Source organism: Leisingera sp. CC-HEC096, assembly GCF_059429235.1.
This window is the reverse complement of the sequence record NZ_JCAIJS010000001.1, coordinates 952809-971176: the sequence shown is the minus strand read 5'-3', so window position 1 is coordinate 971176 and position 18368 is coordinate 952809. Positions and strand designations below refer to the sequence as shown.

General features: G+C 61.1%; 20 protein-coding genes and 1 tRNA gene. 10 read left to right on the top strand and 11 right to left on the bottom strand.

All coding sequences use genetic code 11. The features are described 5' to 3' along the window. Positions 1–38 precede the first annotated feature (38 nt). Together AC5STI_RS04795 and AC5STI_RS04790 are read right to left on the bottom strand one after the other, a co-directional pair. Positions 39–293: a hypothetical protein gene (locus AC5STI_RS04795; RefSeq protein ID WP_495445786.1), complete on the bottom strand. Its 255-nt coding sequence runs from the start codon at positions 291–293 to the stop codon at positions 39–41. A 206-nt stretch (positions 294–499) separates the two neighbouring features. Next, positions 500–2050, bottom strand: a complete 1551-nt coding sequence (locus tag AC5STI_RS04790; protein ID WP_495445785.1) for a trimethylamine methyltransferase family protein — start codon at positions 2048–2050, stop codon at positions 500–502. 440 nt (positions 2051–2490) lie between these two features. Between AC5STI_RS04790 and AC5STI_RS04785 the strand changes: the two genes are divergently transcribed. The 5 genes from AC5STI_RS04785 (at position 2491) to AC5STI_RS04765 (ending at position 7947) form a co-directional block, all read left to right on the top strand. Then, the gene (locus AC5STI_RS04785; RefSeq protein WP_495445784.1) at positions 2491–3006 is read left to right on the top strand and encodes a hypothetical protein; all 516 of its coding nucleotides are present in this window, start codon (positions 2491–2493) and stop codon (positions 3004–3006) included. A gap of 275 nt (positions 3007–3281) precedes the next feature. Beyond that, complete coding sequence (locus AC5STI_RS04780; RefSeq protein ID WP_495445783.1) at positions 3282–3863, top strand: outer membrane protein; 582 nt, start codon at positions 3282–3284, stop codon at positions 3861–3863. A 301-nt stretch (positions 3864–4164) separates the two neighbouring features. Beyond that, the gene (gene cysS, locus AC5STI_RS04775) at positions 4165–5547 is read left to right on the top strand and encodes a cysteine--tRNA ligase (RefSeq protein WP_495447730.1); all 1383 of its coding nucleotides are present in this window, start codon (positions 4165–4167) and stop codon (positions 5545–5547) included. Then, positions 5547–7181 carry a citramalate synthase gene (gene cimA / locus AC5STI_RS04770; protein WP_495445782.1) on the top strand — a complete coding sequence of 545 codons (1635 nt, stop codon included), beginning with the start codon at positions 5547–5549 and terminating at the stop codon, positions 7179–7181. Before cysS ends, cimA begins: the two co-directional genes overlap by 1 nt. Next, positions 7171–7947: a squalene/phytoene synthase family protein gene (locus tag AC5STI_RS04765; protein ID WP_495447729.1), complete on the top strand. Its 777-nt coding sequence runs from the start codon at positions 7171–7173 to the stop codon at positions 7945–7947. Before cimA ends, AC5STI_RS04765 begins: the two co-directional genes overlap by 11 nt. Positions 7948–8007: 60 nt before the next feature. Here AC5STI_RS04765 and AC5STI_RS04760 read toward each other — a convergent pair whose 3' ends face one another. Next, complete coding sequence (locus AC5STI_RS04760) at positions 8008–9225, bottom strand: MFS transporter (RefSeq protein WP_495445781.1); 1218 nt, start codon at positions 9223–9225, stop codon at positions 8008–8010. A 107-nt stretch (positions 9226–9332) separates the two neighbouring features. Here AC5STI_RS04760 and AC5STI_RS04755 point away from each other — a divergent pair, with 107 nt between their 5' ends. Together AC5STI_RS04755 and AC5STI_RS04750 are read left to right on the top strand one after the other, a co-directional pair. Then, entirely contained in the window at positions 9333–9980 is a 648-nt protein-coding gene (locus tag AC5STI_RS04755) for a DNA-3-methyladenine glycosylase family protein (protein ID WP_495445780.1), read from the top strand. Then, positions 9977–10642: an alpha/beta hydrolase gene (locus AC5STI_RS04750; protein WP_495445779.1), complete on the top strand. Its 666-nt coding sequence runs from the start codon at positions 9977–9979 to the stop codon at positions 10640–10642. Before AC5STI_RS04755 ends, AC5STI_RS04750 begins: the two co-directional genes overlap by 4 nt. 37 nt (positions 10643–10679) lie before the next feature. Here AC5STI_RS04750 and AC5STI_RS04745 read toward each other — a convergent pair whose 3' ends face one another. Both AC5STI_RS04745 and AC5STI_RS04740 read right to left on the bottom strand, forming a co-directional pair. Beyond that, a complete protein-coding gene (locus AC5STI_RS04745; RefSeq protein WP_475052079.1) occupies positions 10680–11102 on the bottom strand; it encodes a VOC family protein in 423 nt (140 codons plus the stop codon). A gap of 13 nt (positions 11103–11115) precedes the next feature. Then, a complete protein-coding gene (locus tag AC5STI_RS04740) occupies positions 11116–11769 on the bottom strand; it encodes a pseudouridine synthase (protein ID WP_495445778.1) in 654 nt (217 codons plus the stop codon). 240 nt (positions 11770–12009) lie between these two features. Here AC5STI_RS04740 and AC5STI_RS04735 point away from each other — a divergent pair, with 240 nt between their 5' ends. Beyond that, positions 12010–12594 (top strand): HNH endonuclease, encoded by a 585-nt coding sequence (locus tag AC5STI_RS04735; protein ID WP_259969497.1) that lies wholly within the window; start codon positions 12010–12012, stop codon positions 12592–12594. Between the two features lie 198 nt (positions 12595–12792). On the opposite strand, the gene ocd is transcribed toward AC5STI_RS04735, so the two are convergent. Genes ocd through rocF form a run of 3 tightly spaced genes read right to left on the bottom strand, consistent with a single transcriptional unit; the run spans position 12793 to position 15688 of the window. Continuing rightward, positions 12793–13839, bottom strand: a complete 1047-nt coding sequence (ocd, locus tag AC5STI_RS04730; protein WP_490397435.1) for an ornithine cyclodeaminase — start codon at positions 13837–13839, stop codon at positions 12793–12795. After that, on the bottom strand, positions 13836–14765 hold the full coding sequence (gene ctlX, locus AC5STI_RS04725; RefSeq protein ID WP_495445777.1) for a citrulline utilization hydrolase CtlX: 930 nt from the start codon (positions 14763–14765) through the stop codon (positions 13836–13838). The genes ocd and ctlX overlap by 4 nt, the downstream gene beginning before the upstream one ends. Next, positions 14762–15688 (bottom strand): arginase, encoded by a 927-nt coding sequence (gene rocF / locus AC5STI_RS04720; RefSeq protein WP_475052068.1) that lies wholly within the window; start codon positions 15686–15688, stop codon positions 14762–14764. Before rocF ends, ctlX begins: the two co-directional genes overlap by 4 nt. Positions 15689–15800: 112 nt before the next feature. On the opposite strand from rocF, the gene AC5STI_RS04715 reads away from it, so the two are divergent. Further along, a complete protein-coding gene (locus AC5STI_RS04715) occupies positions 15801–16226 on the top strand; it encodes an Lrp/AsnC family transcriptional regulator (RefSeq protein ID WP_490397438.1) in 426 nt (141 codons plus the stop codon). A gap of 58 nt (positions 16227–16284) precedes the next feature. Here AC5STI_RS04715 and AC5STI_RS04710 read toward each other — a convergent pair whose 3' ends face one another. Beyond that, on the bottom strand, positions 16285–16752 hold the full coding sequence (locus AC5STI_RS04710) for a disulfide bond formation protein B (RefSeq protein ID WP_495445776.1): 468 nt from the start codon (positions 16750–16752) through the stop codon (positions 16285–16287). A 2-nt stretch (positions 16753–16754) separates the two neighbouring features. Continuing rightward, a complete protein-coding gene (locus AC5STI_RS04705; protein ID WP_475053138.1) occupies positions 16755–17333 on the bottom strand; it encodes a YqaA family protein in 579 nt (192 codons plus the stop codon). 164 nt (positions 17334–17497) lie between these two features. Here AC5STI_RS04705 and AC5STI_RS04700 point away from each other — a divergent pair. Next, positions 17498–17583, top strand: a tRNA-Leu gene (locus AC5STI_RS04700). A 116-nt stretch (positions 17584–17699) separates the two neighbouring features. Here AC5STI_RS04700 and AC5STI_RS04695 read toward each other — a convergent pair. Next, positions 17700–18365: a class II aldolase/adducin family protein gene (locus AC5STI_RS04695; RefSeq protein WP_495445775.1), complete on the bottom strand. Its 666-nt coding sequence runs from the start codon at positions 18363–18365 to the stop codon at positions 17700–17702. Positions 18366–18368: the final 3 nt, after the last annotated feature.

The following is an 18368-nucleotide window of genomic DNA, read 5'->3' as shown; positions in this document are numbered from 1 at the left end:
AACTACTGAGAAACTTTGGTCTCTCGGGAGACAGCTGGTTAATATTCGAGGACCGCTTTTGCAACGGTGTTGGGTGCGGCGACCCAAGCGCAGGTTTGCGTTGCGAATTTTCGGATGATGGTTTTCCCACCCATCTGGCGCTGTCGTCTTGCGCTTTTGAGGAGCCGCGAGGCTGTAGCGAGATACACACGGGTCTCGTCATGCAATAATGCAATACCAGCCTGCACCTTTGCATTGCAAAAATGCGCGGCATGAAACGGCAGAACGCCGGCGCGCTTTGCAAAGAAACGCATGTTAACAAATAGTTACCATGAAGCTCCCGGCTGTGGAAGCCATTAGTTTGTGTTTTATTGGATTGCTGGTGATGGGCCCCGTGTAGCACAAATGGACCACTCAGGAAGGCAGCCTGGTATATCGGCCGGTTGCAGAACTGACGGCCACAGGCACTGATGCAAAGACGGGCCGGAAATTCCGGCCCGGTTGAAAGCGATACTGGCGGTTACGCAGGCAGATGGATGTTGAAACGCTCCCGGATTGCCATGTCGGTGGCGGCGTCAAACCTGGCTGTGGCGCGTTGCGACAGGATCTTTTCCTTTTTCACAATTGCCTTCTGGATCAGGTCGGGCTTGTCGCGCTCCGCCCATTCCTTGGGTGAGGTGCGGTCGCCCAGGTCAGGATAGACATAGTCCATCTGCATCCGGCTGAGCGTCTGATCGGTGCCCAGATAGTGGCCGGGCCCGCCCAGGCAGGTGGCGCGCATCTGGTCCAAGGCCAAAGTCTCTTCGTTGACTTCAATGCCGCGCACACAGCGTTGCGCCTGACCCAGCAGGTCGTTGTCGAGGATCAGCGACTCATGGCAGAAGCCCAGCAGCGAAGCATGCATGCCCGCGGCCTCGTAAACCATATTGAGACCAGACAGCCCCGCCATCACGGCAGAGCACATCTGCTCCCAGCCGGCCTGCATGTCGGGCATTTTGGAATCTGAGGCGCCCGCAGCTGCGCCGCCGGGCAGGTTGTAGAACTTGTGCATCTGAGCGCAGCCTGCAGTCAGCAAAGCTTGCTCGCCAGAACCCACGGACATCGCGCCGGTGCGCAGGTCCAGGCCGAAGGGCCAAGTGCCAAAAATTGCGGGAGCACCGGGCTTTACGGCGTTTACGTAAACCAGCCCGGCCAGGCATTCCGCCACCGCCTGGGCAATTGCGCCGGCAATGGTGGAGGGCGCGGTTGCGCCCGCCATACCAGCCGACAGCAGGAGTACTGGCATGCCGCCCTTGATGCACTCCTCCATGACCTCGCAGGATTCCGTGGCGAACTTCATCGGCGGAACCACAAAGCAGTTGGAGTTCGACACGAACGGGCGCTCGCGCCACTTGTCTTCGCCGCCAGCAATCATATGCAGAAGTTCCAGCCCGGGCTTCACGAACCCAGGTTCTGTGAAGGAGACGCCAACATGTTTGGTCGTGCCGGCGGTGGTGGCGTAGATTGAGTTCAGATCCATCTCGCAGTTGTCGGCGATGTCGCGGCATACCATCGGGCGCTGGACAAAGTGGATATTGTCGAGCTGGTCGCAGATGCGGGCGGCGTCATGCAGGTCCTGAACGGTGGAATCGCGGTAGGTCTTGCCATGCACATCGACCATGCTGACCGCGGCGCCTGCGGTGCCGTAATGAACGCGGCCGCCAGAAAGCTGCAGGTCGGTTTTGCCGTCGCGGCTAAACAGGGTGACTGACCGGTTGGCTTTGGAAATGGTGTCCTCGACCAGGGCGCGGGGGAAGCGGATACGGCCGTCATCGCCCAGGGTACAGCCTGCTGCGGTCAAGTATTCGATGCCGCTTGGCGGGGCATCGGCGAGGCCGATCTCTTCGAGTGCGGTCAGTGCGGTCTGGTGGATCTGCTCCATGTCCGCTTGGCTGAGCATTTTCAGGGCGGTGGATTCCATCCCCGGGCGCACGGGGCGCAGATGATCCGGCAATGCGGCGGCCCGGGCGGCACGTCGTGCATTGCGGCCGCCGCTGCGGCCAGCGCGGGAGGAGGAGGCTTGGTCGTTCATTATATTGAGCCTTTCAGGTGGGTGAGTGGAAATTGCTGGAAATCCAACTCAGTGCGGCCGGCCTCTGGCCGCACGCCCGCGCGCCGCACCGATTGTGCGGCAGATCAGGCTGACAAGGCTGCGTTCTCCCTGCATGCGGGCTCCTGTCTGTGTTGTTGCAATTTGACATGGCTGGAAGGGGTTTCTTGCCCGTTTGCGACCAGGATGAAAAAAGCGACATGATTTTCATTCGGGGCGCCAGGCGCGGTTTGGACGCCGCAAAACTGTGGCTTTAAGTAAATGTATTTATTTTTATTGGTGTATCTTCGATTTTTGACGCTATGCGCGGCTGGCGGTTATTGGCAGGATGGCCTTGGGAACCGAATATTAAGCATTAATGGCGAAACTGGGGTCCTGGGGATGGCGCGCTGAAACAGCGCATTTCAAGAAGGCAAAGCGATATGCCGATGGTTAGAAAAACCACACTCACTCATGCCTTTGCCGCGGGTCTTTCTGTTGGGCTTGCATTTGCCCAGCCGAGTTTTGCAGAAGGGTGGGCCAGGCCGCTTTTCAGTAACCGCGTTCAATCCGCATCCGGCGCCGGCAGCACCGAGCCGCAGGCTTTCCAGCTGGCCTTCCTGCAGGAGTTTGGCAGTTTTATCCTTGGCGGCACGGTTGCCTCCCGACGTTCCGGTCTGCTGACACGGGCGGTGCGGGCAGATGAAACGCATCAGCTGCGTCTCCACGCGGGATACGACTTTGGTCCAGCAACGGGTGTTGTTACCCTGGGCGGGTTGCAAGCTGAGACCGCAACCGGCAAGCGGAATGGGACACTGTTTGGTTTGGGAATGCGTGTTTCTCTCAACCGGGCACTGCAACTGCGGGGTGAGCTGCTGCATCACGAAGCCGGACCCAAGGATGGCAGCGGCCGACCGCGTGGCGAGACTTTATCCTTAACCGCTGCATTTCGCTTCTAACGATCGGTTTCCCCGGCTAACTGCCGTTACGCGCGGCGGGTGACCGATGCCATGCAGTGTCAGGGCGCTAGGTGCGCGCAGGGTCCATTTCAATGGCTGCACTTAACTCCGTTATTGGAGTCCGGCGGAAAAGCGCACGTTGCAGGGGAATTTCGGCCAGTCATTGCCAGTTCAAGGGAACGTGAGCCGATAGGACTGGAAGTTCGGCTTTGGAGACCTTTTGTAAGCTCCAACGGCGCACAACCTGCGCCGGGACTGCAAAAGGAGAAGTCTGAATGACTCGTTTCGTAGCTATGACAGCCATCGCAGCCGTAATGGGCAGTGCAGCATTTGCCGGTAACATCAGTGAACCGGTGGTCGAGCCGGCACCGGCACCGGCACCCGTACCGGTGGCCAATGATGGCGGCGACTGGACTGGTTTCTACCTGGGTGGCCAGATCGGCCAGCTGGATGTGGACGCAACCAACGGTGCGTCGGGTGATGATCCCGCATACGGTATCCACGCCGGCTACAACCATGACTTTGGCCGCTTCGTGCTGGGCGGCGAACTGGATTATGACACCACCGACGTGGACCTGGGCGGTGGCGCAACCGTTGACTCGGTTGCTCGTGCCAAGGTGAAAGCCGGTTATGACTTCGGCAACGTTCTGGCCTATGTCACCGGCGGTGTGGCTGAGGCGGACAGCTCGCTGGGCAGCGAAACCGGTGAGTTCTACGGCGTTGGCCTGGCTTATCAGGTGACCGACCAGTGGCAGATCGGCGGCGAAGTTCTGGAGCATGAGTTCGACGACTTCGGCAACTCCGGCGTTGGCGCGGATGCCACCTCGGTATCGCTGCGCGCGTCGTTCAAATTCTAAGCTGACGCTAAAGCGGGCGCAGCACTCACCTGTTCTGCTGCGCCGCTGGCCGCCCGGTCTGTACCCAAGGCAGACGGGGCGGCCTTTGCTTTTTGAAGCAAAAGCCTTGGCGGGGGTGCCGGCCCGTGCTAAGCAACCCTCATGAACCATAAATGCACCGCCATCATCTGCTGCATTACCTGCTGACATATCAGCGGGCTGGTTTCTGTCGTTTTCATTTCCTTGACAAGTTGCTAAGCCCGCGCTGCGCGCAAAGGGTGATGCCGGCCGTTTTGAGCTGGGCATGGGAAAGGAACCGGGCATGGGAACCAAGGACATAGTGATCAAGCTGCATAATACGAAGACCCGCAAGAAAGAGGTCTTTGAGCCGATCAACGCCAGCAACGTGCGGATGTATGTCTGCGGCCCCACGGTGTATGACCGGGCGCATCTGGGCAATGCCCGGCCTGTGGTGGTCTTTGACGTGCTGTTCCGGCTGCTGCGGGAAGTTTATGGCGCGGATCAAGTGACTTATGCCCGGAACTTCACCGACGTCGACGACAAGATCAACGCCCGCGCCGCCGAAAGTGGCCGCGCGATCGGCGATATCACAACGGAAACCACCCAGTGGTTCCTGGACGATATGGGCGAGCTCGGGGCGCTGGAACCCAACCACATGCCGCGGGCGACTGAGTACATTCCGCAGATGGTGGCGATGATCGAGGATCTGATCACCAAGGGCCACGCCTATGCTGCGGAAGGCCATGTGCTTTTTGCTGTCGATAGTTGGAAAGAACTTTACGGCAAGCTGTCAGGCCGGTCTGTTGATGACATGATCGCCGGCGCCCGTGTGGAGGTGGCGCCTTACAAAAAGAACCCGATGGATTTCGTGCTGTGGAAACCTTCCACCGGCGATCTGCCAGGCTGGGAAAGCCCCTGGGGCCGCGGCAGGCCGGGCTGGCACATCGAATGCTCGGCGATGTCCTATGAGCTGCTGGGCGAGACGTTCGATATCCACGGCGGCGGCAACGACCTGATGTTCCCGCACCATGAGAATGAAATTGCGCAAAGCTGCTGCGCCCATCCGGAAGGTGAATTTGCACGCTTCTGGCTGCACAATGAGATGCTGCAGGTGGAAGGCAAGAAGATGTCCAAATCACTGGGCAACTTTTTCACCGTGCGCGACCTGCTGGACCAGGGCTATCCAGGCGAGGTGATCCGGCTGGTGTTCCTGCAGACCCATTACCGCAAGCCGATGGACTGGACCGACAAGAAGGCCAAGGAGGCCGAGGCGACGCTGCGCAAGTGGCGGGCGCTGACCGCGGGCATCGAACCCGCGTCCAGCGCTGCTGCCGCGGTCCTGGAAGCACTGGCGGATGACCTCAATTCCGCGGGCGCGATTGCAGAGCTGCACAAGCTGGCAGCGGATGGCGATGCGGCGGGGCTGCTGGCCTCCGCCCGGTTGCTGGGGCTGCTGACCGATGAGTTGGGGGCTTGGGCGTCAGCGCCTGCCATCGATCTTTCCGCCTTTGAGGAGAAGCTTTTCGAAACGCGCCGGAAGGCCATGGAAAGCAAGGATTTTTCCGAAGTCGACAGGCTAAAAGCGGTCTTTGTTGAGGCAGGGCTTGAGGTGCGGATGAGCAAGACCGGCGTGGAACTGGTGCCGGGTGCGGGGTTTGACCCGGACAAGCTGGGGGCGCTTTGATGGGCAAGGAACGGCTCTACCTTTACGACACGACCCTGCGGGACGGGCAGCAGACCCAGGGTGTGCAGTTCTCGACTGCGGAAAAAAAGCAGATCGCCCAGGCGCTGGACGGCCTGGGGGTCGATTACATCGAAGGCGGCTGGCCGGGTGCAAACCCGACCGATAGCGCCTTTTTCGGGGAGGCACCGGAAACCCGCGCCACCATGACCGCCTTTGGCATGACCAAGCGGGCCGGGCGGTCCGCGGAAAATGACGATGTGCTGGCAGCGGTCATGAACGCGGGCACACCGGCCGTCTGTCTGGTCGGCAAAAGCCACGACTACCACGTGACCCATGCGCTGGGGATCACGCTGGAGGAAAACCTCGAGAATATCCGTGCCTCGGTCGCCCATATCGTGGCGCAGGGGCGCGAGGCGCTGTTTGACGCCGAGCATTTTTTTGACGGCTACAAGGATCATCCGGAGTACGCGCTGGCGGCCTGCCGCGCCGCGCTGGAGGCCGGGGCGCGCTGGGTGGTGCTGTGCGATACCAACGGCGGCGCGCTGCCGGCCGAGGTGAGCCGCATTGTTGCGGAGGTTGTTGCCGCCGGAATTCCGGGTGAGAAACTGGGGATACATACCCATAACGACACGGAAAATGCTGTTGCCTGCTCGCTAGCGGCGGTGGATGCCGGGGCGCGTCAGATCCAGGGCACACTGAACGGTCTGGGGGAGCGCTGCGGCAATGCCAACCTGACCGCGCTGATCCCGACTCTGCTGCTGAAGGAGCCCTATGCCAGCCAGTTCGACACCGGCGTGAGCCTAAAGGCGCTTAAGGGTCTTACCCGGATCAGCCGGACACTGGATGATATCCTGAACCGGGTTCCGGTGCGGCAGGCGGCCTATGTGGGCGCTTCGGCTTTTGCCCATAAGGCGGGGCTACATGCCAGCGCGATCCTCAAGGATCCGTCGACCTATGAGCACATCGAGCCAGGCAAGGTCGGCAATGCGCGGGTCATCCCGATGTCTAATCAGGCCGGGCAGTCGAACCTGCGCAAGCGTTTGACCGACGCGGGCTTGAGCGTAGAAACTGGCAACCCGGCGCTGGCGCGGATCCTGGAGCGGATCAAGGAGCGCGAGGCGGAAGGCTATTCCTACGATACCGCGCAGGCCTCGTTCGAACTGCTGGCGCGCGATGAGCTAGACCAATTGCCTGACTTCTTTGAGGTGAAGCGCTACAAGGTCACGGTCGAGCGGCGCAAGAACAAGTACAATCGGATGGTCAGCCTCTCCGAGGCGGTTGTGGTGGTGAAGGTCGACGGCGAAAAACGCTTGTCAGTCAGTGAGTCACTGGACGAAACCGGCAGCGACCGCGGCCCGGTGAACGCGTTGGCACGGGCGCTGATCAAGGATCTTGGGCGCTACTCCGCCCAGCTGGAGGATATGCGGCTCGTCGACTTCAAGGTGCGGATCACTCAGGGCGGCACCGAAGCTGTGACCCGTGTCATCATCGACAGCGAAGATAGTCAGGGCCGCCGGTGGTCCACTGTTGGGGTCAGCCCGAACATCATCGACGCCTCGTTCGAGGCGCTGCTGGATGCGATCCGCTGGAAATTGGCGCATGACTGCGGGGCCGGGCAGGCGGATGCAGTTTGACGACGACCTGACGGCCTGCGCGGAGCTGGTTCAAAAGAGCGACCCGGACCGGTTTCTGGCCGCGATGGCCGCACCGGTCCAGGCCCGGCCGCTGCTGTTTGCGCTCTATGCCTTCAATGTCGAACTGGCCCGGGCACCTTGGGCCAGCCAGGAAAGCATGATTGCCGAAATGCGGGTGCAATGGTGGCGCGACGTCGGTGCAGAGATCGCCGAGGGCAAGCCCGTCCGGCGGCACTACGTGGCGACTCCGCTCGCGCGGTTTCTGAAGCCGGAACTGGCGGCCTGTGTTGACGGTATGGCGGAGGCGCGGCGCTGGGACATCTACAAGGACCCGTTTGAGGATCAAGCTGCCTTTGACAGCTATATCGACCGCACCAGCGGGTCGCTGATGTGGATGGCGGCGGCGTCTTTGGGGCAGGCGGATGAAGCTGTCGTGCGTGACTTTGCCTATGGCATCGGCGTTGCCAACTGGCTGCGCGCCATTCCGGAGCTGGAGGCCAAGAAACGGATCCCGTTGCTGGACGGAACCTTGGACGGTGTGCAGGCTTTGGCGCGTAAGGGCTTGGAAAAAATCCAAAACTCTCGGTTAAGCGGCGGGAAAGTCTCGAAACCGTCGGGAACTGCGCTGTTGGCGGGCTGGCAGGCGGAAAGCCTGCTGAAACAGGCCATTCGCCAGCCTGAACGGGTAGCGCAGGGCACGCTTGGGCAGAGCGAGTTCCGGCGCAGGGCGGGATTGATGTGGCGGGCCGCCTTAGGGCGCTGGTAAAGAAATCGCATCCAAAGAAAAAGGCGCCTCCCGGGGCGCCTTTTTTGGTTTGCAGAGTGGTCAGGCCTCTTTGGGCCGCAGGACCAGCCACATCAGCGCGCCGCCTGCCAGCACCAGGAAGGGGGCCATGGCCATGTTCACTGCGCTCCAGCCGTCCGCCGGGTTGCCGCCCGAGCAGTTCATCAGCCCGCCTGACGCCAGCGAGGCCATGGTGACGCCGCCAAAGACCAGCAGGTCGTTAAGGCCCTGCATCCGGCCGCGCTCGTAGCTTTCATGCGCGCCGGCCAGCATTGTCGTGGCGCCGATGAAGCCGAAGTTCCAGCCGATGCCCAAAAGCACCAGCGCAATAAAGAAGTTCTCCAACTCGACCCCTTGCAGGGCAACGGCGCCGGCGCCTGCGAGGATCACCAGACCCGCGGCGACGATCTTTTCCACGCCAAAGCGGGCAATCAGGTGACCTGTAAAGAAGGACGGTACATACATCGCCAGCACATGCCAGGTGACCACATCGGCGGCGTTGCCCTCTGTAAAACCGCAGCCGACAACCGCCAGCGGCGTCGAAGTCATCACCAAGTTCATCAGCGCATAGGAGACCATGGCGCAGATCACTGCAACTGCGATCACGGGCGTCTTCAGCAGCTCCATCCGGCTGCGGCCCTTGGGGCCGTCCTCTGTAGGCGCGGGCGGCTTAGGGATGTCGAGAAACAGGAACAGCGCAGCGCCCAGGACGTTGACTGCAATCACTGCTAAGTAGGTGCCAAGGAATGGAATAACAAAGGCTTGGCTGGTGGCCTTCACGATTTGCGGGCCGATAATCGCCGCCGCCAGACCTCCCGCCATGACGTAGGAAATCGCCTTGGGGCGGAAGGCATCGGAGGCGGTATCGGCAGCGGCGAAGCGATAGAACCCATGCGCGCTCATATAGACACCGGTCAGCAGGCTGCCGAGCAGAAAGATGGGGAAGGACCCAAGATACAGCCCGTAAGCGCCGACCAAACCGCCAACAGCGCCAAAGGCGGCCCCGACAAAGAACCCCGCGCGGCGGCCCCAGCGCTGCATGATGGCAGAGATCGGGGTCGCGGCCAGCATCGAGCCGCCGACAATCAGCGAGATAGGCAGCGTTGCAAAGCAGGGGTTCGACGCCAGCGACTGCCCTGCGAGGCCGCCGATTGTAAAGATCATCGGCATCTGCGCGCCGAGGATCGCCTGCGCCAGCACCAGGATGGCGACGTTTTTCTTGGCGACGGCGTCGCTGGGGGTGGTCATGCTCATGGTCATGTGGGATGCGTAGCGGTGAATATGTTGCGGAGCAAGACAGCGGAATTGGCTTGGCGATCACGCTTTCTTTCAACAGCGGCCAATCAGGGGGTGACGTGGCGTCAGAAGTGCAGACATTTCTCCCAGGCGTGGGCCGGATCATCCAGTGCGATGCCTGCGTGAGCGAAGGTGCCGCGTGGCTGGCGGCGCAGGAAAGCCGTTTTGGCCATGCGCTGGAGCTGACCGGCGCGCTTCCGCTCAGGCGCAGGCCGGACGGCTTTGCGGAACTGCTAAGCGCGATTGTCAGCCAGCAGGTTAGCGTGGCGTCCGCCAATGCGATCTGGAAGCGGATGAAAGACGCAAAGCTCACCGGACCGCGCAAGATATTATGGGCAACGGATGAAGATCTGCGCGCAGCCGGTCTTAGCCGCCAGAAGATCCGCTATGCCCGGGCTTTGGCGGAAGCGCGCATTGATTTCAAAGCCTTGCGCGAAGCGCCTGATGCGGAGGTGATTGAAACACTGGTCCAGGTTCCAGGGGTCGGCGTCTGGACGGCTGAAATTTATGCGATGTTCTCGCTGGGCCGTGCGGATGTGTTTGCCCATGGCGATCTGGCCTTACAGGAGGCGGCACGGGTGCTGTTTGATCTGCCAGCCCGCCCAAAGGAGCGTGAGATGCGGCAAATGGCCGAAGCCTGGTCGCCGTGGCGGTCGGTTGCGGCGCGCATTCTCTGGGCCTATTACCGGGTGGCGAAGGACAGGGAAGGGATCCGATGACTCGTGTACTGAATGCCGGCCGCAAGGAGCCGGTCTCTGGCAGCATCCGCTCGATTGTGGTGTTCCTGCATGGCTATGGCGCGAATGGGGCCGACCTCTTGGGGCTGGCCGATCCGCTGGGCGAACATCTGCCGGATACGCTGTTTGTCGCCCCCGACGCGCCCGAGGCCTGCGCCGGCGCGCCCTTTGGGTTCCAGTGGTTCCCGATCCCCTGGATCGATGGCTCCTCGGAAGAGGAAAGCATGCGCGGGATGCAGGCGGCGGTCGAGGACCTGAACGCCTTCCTTGATGCGCTGATGGTCGACGAGGATGTGCTGCCGGAGCAGGTGGTGCTGTTCGGGTTCAGCCAGGGCACCATGATGAGCCTGCATGTGGCGCCGCGCCGGGAGGACCCAGTGTCGGGTATAGTAGCCTTTTCCGGCCGGTTGCTGGCACCGGAGTTACTGAAGGACGAAGCGGTCTCCAAGATGCCGGTGCTGCTGGTGCATGGCGACCAGGATGACGTGGTGCCGGTGCAGTCTTTGCCGGAAGCCGCCGAAGCCCTGCAGGAGGCCGGGTTCCAGGACGTTTTTGCTCATATCCAGAAAGGCACCGCCCACGGCATCGCGCCGGACGGGCTGAGCGTGGCGCTTGCGTTTATGCGCGACAAGCTTGGTCTCTAATTTGTTGAAATAACTGGCCTTCCAATTCTTCGGGAGGTCAGGGTGCCCACAAGTGCGGTTCGGCGATTTCAAGGGAGTTACCGGCCGGGTCGCGGAAGTAGATGGACCGGGCGCCGCTCGGCCAGTCGAATTCCGCCTCAATCGCAATGCCTGCCGCCAGCAGCCGGGCGCGCATCAGGAGCAGCTCCTCTCTCGGCTGCGAAAAACACACGTGACCCGGCCCGCGGGCGCCATGCGGCGGAACCGGCAACCTTGGGTTTCCCGGTGGCTTCACCGTTTCCTCAGCGTTGAACAGCAGCAGGACTGAGGCGCCGCAGCGGAAGAAAACATGGCGTTTGGCGACCCGCTGGATACGCTCCAATCCCAAGATTTCACCATAGAAACCTTCAGCTGCGTCGAGGTCGTCCGCGTACAGCGACGCTTCGAGAATGGCATTAGGGGCAGGGGCGTGCGGCAGCATAGCTTTAAGGCTATCAGCGGCGGCGGGACCTGTCACCTTTTGCAGGCCGCGCCGCCGATGCCTTGGGTCTGCGCGGCGGCTTCTGCGAGGGTTTCGGCGGGCCGGGAACGCGGGGCGGTTCCAGGTCCGACCAAGCGCCCTGCGCCAGCCCGTCCAGGGTCCAGGCGCCGATGCTGTAGCGGATCAGGCGCAGAGTGGGATGCCCAACCGCGGCTGTCATCCGGCGCACCTGCCGATTGCGGCCTTCGCGAATGGTGAGCGCGATCCAGCTGTCGGGGACGGTCTTGCGTTCCCGGACCGGCGGGGTGCGGGCCCAGAGTCCCGGCGGTTCCGGGATCATCCGAGCCTTGGCCGGCAGGGTCATTCCGTCTTTGAGTTCAACACCTTCTGCCAGGTTCTTCAGGGCCTGCTGATCCGGGATACCCTCCACCTGCACCCAATAGGTCTTGTCCATCTTGTGCTTGGGGTCGGTAATCCAGGCTTGCAAACGGCCGTTGTCTGTCAGCAGCATCAGTCCTTCGCTGTCGCGGTCCAGGCGGCCGGCTGCGTAGACACCCGGGCAGTCGATATATTCGCTCAGTGTCGCGCGCGGGCTGTCCTGGCTGCCGCGGTCGGTGAACTGAGGCAGCACATCGTAAGGTTTGTTGAAACGAATGAGACGGGTCATGGCACGGCAATATGCGGGCGGTGGCCGCAGGGCAAGAGGCGCAGAGGCCCTTGGGGGCTGGGCACCTGTGGATAAGTGTCACCGTGCTGTCACGGAATCAGCGCAGGTTGCTCCCGACATATTGTGGATCATCAGGGCTTGTCAGGCGCTAACCACGATATATAGTCAAAGTCAGGCTGGGGCGGGTTCCCCGCTCTGGTTCCGCAACACGGAAGATCAGGGCGAGGAAGACGTTCAAAAATGGATGGCGATTTCAGAGCAGAGTTTGTCAGATCTCCGGGCGCGCTCAAGCAGCACCCGGCGCTGGTGCTGAACGCGGATTACCGGCCGCTCTCCTATTATCCTTTGTCTTTGTGGACCTGGCAGGATGCCGTCAAGGCGGCCTGGCTGGACCGGGTGGCCATCGTGGCCGAATACGACGAGGTGGTGCACAGTCCGAGCACCGAGATCCGAATACCGTCTGTGGTGGTTCTGAAAGATTATGTAAAACCTCAAAAGCGCGTGGCCTTCACGCGCTTTAATTTGTTTTTACGGGATGAATTCCGCTGCCAGTACTGCGGCAGCAAGGGAGAACTGACTTTCGACCATGTGGTGCCGCGTGCGGCGGGCGGTGTGACCAGCTGGGAGAACGTGGTCGCGGCCTGCAGCCCCTGCAATTTGAGAAAGGGGTCCAAGTCGCTGCACCGGGCCGGCATGTCCCTGCGCAAGCCGCCGCGGCGGCCTGGCGCGGAGGAGTTGCGCAATACCGGGCGCAAGTTCCCGCCCAACCACCTGCATGAAAGCTGGATGGACTTCCTGTACTGGGATACTGAGCTGGACGCTTAAAGTAAGCTTATCCAATATGTTGGAAAATAAGGGTTCCGGCCTCTTTGTCGGATCGTCTGCTCCCCGTGGGGCAACTGCTCAGATCCCCATGAACAGTGCTACCGAAGCCGCTGGGTGCTGCAAACGGACAAGGAGGCCGGAGGTGCCGGCGGCCTCAGTTCAGCGGGCCGCCTTTGCATGGTGTAAGGGGGTGGCGTGTCAGGGCTTGGCGCGCTGAAGCATACCGAACAGATCGCGCGGATCGTCCGGGTCGGCCAGCATGTCCAGGTCGATGAAGTAATCGGTGCCCTTAATGCGGTCGCGGATGTAGCGCAGCGCCGAGAAGTCCTCGATCGCAAAACCGACGCTGTCGAACAGGGTGATTTGACGGTCTCCGGTGCGTCCCTGCTTCTTGCCCGCAATCACTTCCCACAGTTCGGTCACGGCGAAGTCTTCCGGCATCTGCTGGATTTCGCCCTCAATCCGGGTTTGCGGCGGATATTCGACAAAGACATCGGAGCGGTTGAGGATTCCGGGTGCCAGTTCGGTCTTGCCGGGGCAGTCACCGCCGATTGCATTGATGTGAACGCCGCTGCCGACCATGTTGTCGGTCAGGATGGTCGCATACTGCTTGTCCGCGGTGCAGGTGGTGAGGATCTGCGCGCCTTCGATCGCCTCCTCTGGTGTTTTGCAGGCGACAACTTCCATCCCCAGCCCTTGCAGGTTGCGGGCGCATTTTTCGGTCGCGGCTGGGTCGTTGTCATATAAACGCACGGATTTCAAACCGATGATTGCCTTCATCGCCAGCGTCTGGAACTCCGACTGGGCGCCGTTGCCGATCATGGCCATCGTTGTTGACCCCTTGGGCGCCAGATACTTGGCGGCCATTGCTGACGTGGCTGCAGTCCGCAGCGCGGTCAGCATTGTCATCTCTGTCAGCAGCACCGGATAGCCAGTGTAGACATCCGCCAGGAGGCCAAAGGCGGTGACGGTCTGCAGCCCTTCGGAGGTGTTCTTGGGGTGACCGTTCACGTATTTGAAGCCGTAGGCCTCGCCATCCGAGGTCGGCATCAGCTCGATCACGCCAACGTCCGAATGGCTGGCAACGCGCGGGGTTTTGTCGAACAGCTCCCAGCGCTTGAAGTCTTCTTCCACATATTCGGCCAGATCGCGCATCATCTGCTCGATGCCGACGTGATGAATGAGGCGCATCATGTTGTCGACGCTGACAAAAGGTACCAGCGCCTTGTCCGAGGGCTGTGTCATGCGGTTTTCCTTTCACGGGGGCTGAGGTGGATGCCTGCCAGCATGCAGCGTACCGACCCGCCTGCGGTTTCGATGGTGGGGATGGTCAGCGGCAGCGGCTCCGCGCTCTGTTCGATGACCGAAATCTGATCCGGGCGCAGCGCGTCCAATGCCTTGGCCGAGAGAGCCAGAAGGCGTTTGCGTCCAGTGAGTTCCAGGGCGTTGCCGGCAAAACTGGCGATCTGCCCGGGCGTTAGGTCGATGACCCGGCGGCCGGTTTCTTCCAGCCGCGCGGCAACTTCGGCGCGGCGGGCGGGGTCCACAATCATGTCCAGGCAGATCAGCGCGTATTCAGTGCCGATCCCCATCAGAACATTGGTGTGATAGACGTCGCGGCCTGCATCATCTTTGGCTTCGAACACCATGGGTTCAAAGTTGAAATGGGTGCAGAAGCGTTCCAGCAGAACCGGATCGGCGCGGTTGGATTTCACCGTGTAGGCGATGCGGCCGATATGGTCGAGCACCATGGCGCCGGTGCCTTCCAGCGACAACCCGTCCTGTTCCAAACCGGAATAATCGATCACATCCTGAACCCGGTACTCCCGTTTCAGCAGTTCGATCACATCCCAGCGGCGCTCCTTGCGGCGGTTTTCGGCAAACATCGGGTAGACCGCGACATGGCCGCCTGCGTGGGTGGAAAACCAGTTGTTGGGAAACACACTGTCCGGGGTTGCGGTGCCGGTGTCATCAAACACATGCACCGCAACACCCGCACCGCGCAGCGCGTCGACGGCGCCGTCGAATTCCGCCAGAGCCTGGGCCGACGTAACCTCAGCCGACGTGTTAGCCAATGTCTGGAAGGCGTTATCGCCTTTGGTTTCAGGGTTCGAGCAGAAGTGATGCGGCCGGATCATCACGACCGCAGAGGGGGCTTGCAGGCTGGTCACTGGTAGCTCCGGGTCGGACGGTCAAAGACGCGGCGGCCGAGGGCGGAGGCACAGAGATCCACCATCAGATGCGCGGTTCGGCCGCGCTCATCCAGGAACGGATTCAGCTCGACCAGATCCAGCGAGGTCATCAGGCCGGAATCATGCAGGATTTCGCAAACCAGATGCGCCTCGCGCACGGTCGCGCCGCCGGGGACGGTGGTGCCGACGGCCGGGGCAACCGAGGGGTCGAGGAAGTCCACGTCGAGAGAGACGTGCAACATGCCATTGGCCTCTGCGACCTGATCCAGGAACCGGTTCAGCGGACCGGCAATGCCGTTTTCATCAATGTGGCGCATGTCGTGGGTGCGGATGGCGCTGTCTTCCAGCGCGAGCCGCTCCTGTGTGTCCACTGACCGCAGGCCGATCATGCAGACATTCTCTTCCGGAACCGGGTTCAGGACTTCAGGAAAATCGTCGAACCCCCTGCGTCCGGTGAAATATCCGACTGGCGTTCCATGCAGATTACCGCTGTCAGAGGTTTCCGGCGTGTGGAAATCGGTATGCGCATCCAGCCATAGCACAAAAAGCGGCCGGCCTGCCTTGGCAGCATAGTTTGCGGCGCCAGCCACCGATCCCAGCGACAGCGAGTGATCGCCGCCGAGAAAAACCGGCAAGCCGCACTCAAGCGCATCTTCCGCGGCCTGAGCGAGGCGCGATGTCCAGCCGATGGTTTCATTGCGGGCGTAGACAAGCCCGTCATTGGTGTCGGCGGCGTGTGTCTCGGGAGACAAGTTGCCGAGATCTTCCACTGTGTGCCCGAGACTTTCCAGGGCGGTGGCAATTCCGGCAGTGCGGTAGGCGTCCGGGCCCATCAGACAGCCGGCACGGCGCTTGCCGCTGTCGACCGGGGCTCCAATCAGGATGCAATGTTGTGAAGTCACGGTTTTGCTCTCTCAAAAAGTCAGCTTTCCATCTATAAACTTCCGAAATGCGATGGAATCCAGCAAGCATTTTGGTCATATTGGTTGCTGATTGTTCGATTTGAGGTGAAATATGGACAGAACGGATGAGCGCCTGATCTCTGCGCTGCGTCACAACGCAAGGGCGTCGCTGTCGGATTTAGCGCTGGAGCTGAACCTGTCGCGCACTACGGTACGGGCCAGGATAGAGCGGCTGCAGGCCCGCGGGGACATTCTGGGGTTCACTGTTGTGTTAAAGGAAGATGTGCTGCGGGATCCGGTGCGTGGTCTGATGATGATCGGGATCGAGGGCCGTGGAACCAGCCGGATCACCCGGCAACTGCAGGGGCTGCCGGAAGTGAGGGCGATTCACACCACCAATGGACGCTGGGATCTGATTGTGGAACTTGGCACTGAAACTTTGGAGACACTGGATGCAGCGCTTGCCAAGATCCGAACCTTCGAAGGGGTGGTGAGCAGTGAAACCAATCTGCTACTAGCCACCAAAAAGGACACGTGATTCCGAAGCATCCAATGCGGCCAGCGGGTTAGCGGCCGCAGTTTAGCTTTCCAGCAGGTTAACCCTGCTTGCGGATATAGTTGGCGGCGGCAATCCAAAGCAGTGCGAGGCCAAAGGAGGCAATTGCATTCCAGCTGGCCATTGACAGCGAGAACAGCTCCCATGGCACCTCGTCGCAGCGCACCAGCGGTGCGGCCATGATCTGCTCCATCAGCTGATCGGGGGACAGTCCGCCGATCGGGCCGGAGGTGCAGGTGGAAGGACCTTCCCACCAGCCGCGTTCAACCCCGGTATGAAACACGCCGACGCCTGCGGTGGTCAGCGCTGCCAGCGCCCCTAGATACGGCAGAGTGGCACCGGGAATGATCAGCGCCAGAATGCCGATACCGGCTGCGGCGGCATGCGGATAGCGCTGCCAGTAGCACAGATTGCAGGGTGGCATTTCGCCGATGTACTGAAAGGCCAGCGCTCCAACCAGGAGAGCTGCAGAGCCTGCGGCGGCAATGACGATCAATAACCGGTGCATGATCAGATGAACCTCACCATCAGGAAGCCGCCGAACAGCACCACCATGAAGGCCGAGAAAACCAGCCCCAAGCGGCGTTCAATGAAGTCGCGGACCGGGGCCCCGAACTGCCAGAGCAGAGCGGCGACAATGAAAAAACGCAGTGCACGGGCGAGGATAGAGGTGGCAATGAAAGTGCTGAGCGGCATTCCTGTCCAGCCCGACATGATGGTGATCACCTTGTAGGGGAACGGCGTGATGCCTGCGCCAAGAACCGCCCAGAAGCCAAAGTCGTTGAAGCGGGTGTTGAACTCCGCCATGGCATCGCCTTTGCCCATCGCCTCCAGAACCGGTTGCCCGATGCTGTCATAAAAGAATGCTCCGATGGCATATCCAAGCATACCGCCCGCCACAGAGGCCACCAAGGCCACCAGCGCGACCAGCCAGGCGCGCGACGGGCGCGCCAGGATCATCGGTATCATCAGCACGTCTGGGGGAATTGGAAAAACAGAGCTTTCCACAAAGGCGACGGCAGCCAGGCACCAAAGCGCCTTGGGGTGATCGGCCAAAGCCATTGTCCGGTCATATAGCGGTTTCAGCATGCTGCGCCCTGCGTCCTCAACGGCGTTTGCAGAGGGAGGTCGCATGTGCGCCGGCCTCCGTCAACCTTTGCTGCGGATGAATTTGGAACGGGATGTGATTTCGGCGCAGAGGTGCCGTTTTGCCTCTGGACGTCGGCGGCAGGCTTGGCTAGGAACGGTGCGTGGCCCAAGTGGCGGAATGGTAGACGCAGGGGATTCAAAATCCCCCGATGGCAACATCGTGAGAGTTCGAGTCTCTCCTTGGGCACCACAGATTTCCGTGAACTATCAAATGCATCGGAAACGAAGCTGAACCAAAAAGCTGGCACGGCAAGGATTGCCTGCGACCGGCGGCTTACTCCGGTTACGCTTTGCATCAGTGCAAAATCAGCGGCTGTCCTTCAGGCCGTAATCAGCGAAAGCTGCGATCACGTCCGCCATCTCATCCTCGCTCAGGATATGCGGCTTGCCCAAGACGAGACTGGTCGTATAACCCTTTGCAAGTGTTTCAAGTTCCACCATCCGCCAAAGCGCGCGGGGAATGCTCTCACCCGTTGTCACCGCGCCGTGATTGGCCATCAGGCAAGCGCTGCGGTCCTGCAAAGACCGGATTATATTCTCTGACAATTTGCGGCTGCCGAACAAGGCGTAGTCCGCCACCGGCACGTCGCTGCCGCCAAAGGCCGCAACCATGTAGTGGCAGGCGGGGATCGACTGCCGGTTCATGGCCAGCGCGCTGCAATAAACAGGATGGGCATGGACAACCGCGTTGACGGCAGACTTGGCCTGCAGGATCGCCAGGTGAAACGGCCACTCGGTGGAGGGTTTGAGCTGCCCCTCTGGCGGGGCGCTGCCGTCCAGCGGCATCCGGACCAGATCCGCAGGTGTCATTTTCTCGTAAGGCATGCCAGATGGGGTGATCAGCATGTGATCACCCGCCCGCACGGAGATATTGCCTGACGTTCCCTGATTGATACCCGAGGCATTCATCTCAAGGCAGGCGTCAATCACCGCCTGCCGCAATTCTGCGCTGTCCTTATAGGGAGGCTTCACGTC

Coding starts and splice junctions, on each gene's coding strand:
- AC5STI_RS04795 (WP_495445786.1), bottom strand. CDS start 293: ATGCGTTTCTTTGCAAAGCGCGCCGGCGTTCTGCCGTTTCATGCCGCG.
- AC5STI_RS04790 (WP_495445785.1), bottom strand. CDS start 2,050: ATGAACGACCAAGCCTCCTCCTCCCGCGCTGGCCGCAGCGGCGGCCGC.
- AC5STI_RS04785 (WP_495445784.1), top strand. CDS start 2,491: ATGCCGATGGTTAGAAAAACCACACTCACTCATGCCTTTGCCGCGGGT.
- AC5STI_RS04780 (WP_495445783.1), top strand. CDS start 3,282: ATGACTCGTTTCGTAGCTATGACAGCCATCGCAGCCGTAATGGGCAGT.
- cysS (WP_495447730.1), top strand. CDS start 4,165: ATGGGAACCAAGGACATAGTGATCAAGCTGCATAATACGAAGACCCGC.
- cimA (WP_495445782.1), top strand. CDS start 5,547: ATGGGCAAGGAACGGCTCTACCTTTACGACACGACCCTGCGGGACGGG.
- AC5STI_RS04765 (WP_495447729.1), top strand. CDS start 7,171: ATGCAGTTTGACGACGACCTGACGGCCTGCGCGGAGCTGGTTCAAAAG.
- AC5STI_RS04760 (WP_495445781.1), bottom strand. CDS start 9,225: ATGACCATGAGCATGACCACCCCCAGCGACGCCGTCGCCAAGAAAAAC.
- AC5STI_RS04750 (WP_495445779.1), top strand. CDS start 9,977: ATGACTCGTGTACTGAATGCCGGCCGCAAGGAGCCGGTCTCTGGCAGC.
- AC5STI_RS04745 (WP_475052079.1), bottom strand. CDS start 11,102: ATGCTGCCGCACGCCCCTGCCCCTAATGCCATTCTCGAAGCGTCGCTG.
- AC5STI_RS04740 (WP_495445778.1), bottom strand. CDS start 11,769: ATGACCCGTCTCATTCGTTTCAACAAACCTTACGATGTGCTGCCTCAG.
- AC5STI_RS04735 (WP_259969497.1), top strand. CDS start 12,010: ATGGATGGCGATTTCAGAGCAGAGTTTGTCAGATCTCCGGGCGCGCTC.
- ocd (WP_490397435.1), bottom strand. CDS start 13,839: ATGACACAGCCCTCGGACAAGGCGCTGGTACCTTTTGTCAGCGTCGAC.
- AC5STI_RS04715 (WP_490397438.1), top strand. CDS start 15,801: ATGGACAGAACGGATGAGCGCCTGATCTCTGCGCTGCGTCACAACGCA.
- AC5STI_RS04710 (WP_495445776.1), bottom strand. CDS start 16,752: ATGCACCGGTTATTGATCGTCATTGCCGCCGCAGGCTCTGCAGCTCTC.
- AC5STI_RS04705 (WP_475053138.1), bottom strand. CDS start 17,333: ATGCTGAAACCGCTATATGACCGGACAATGGCTTTGGCCGATCACCCC.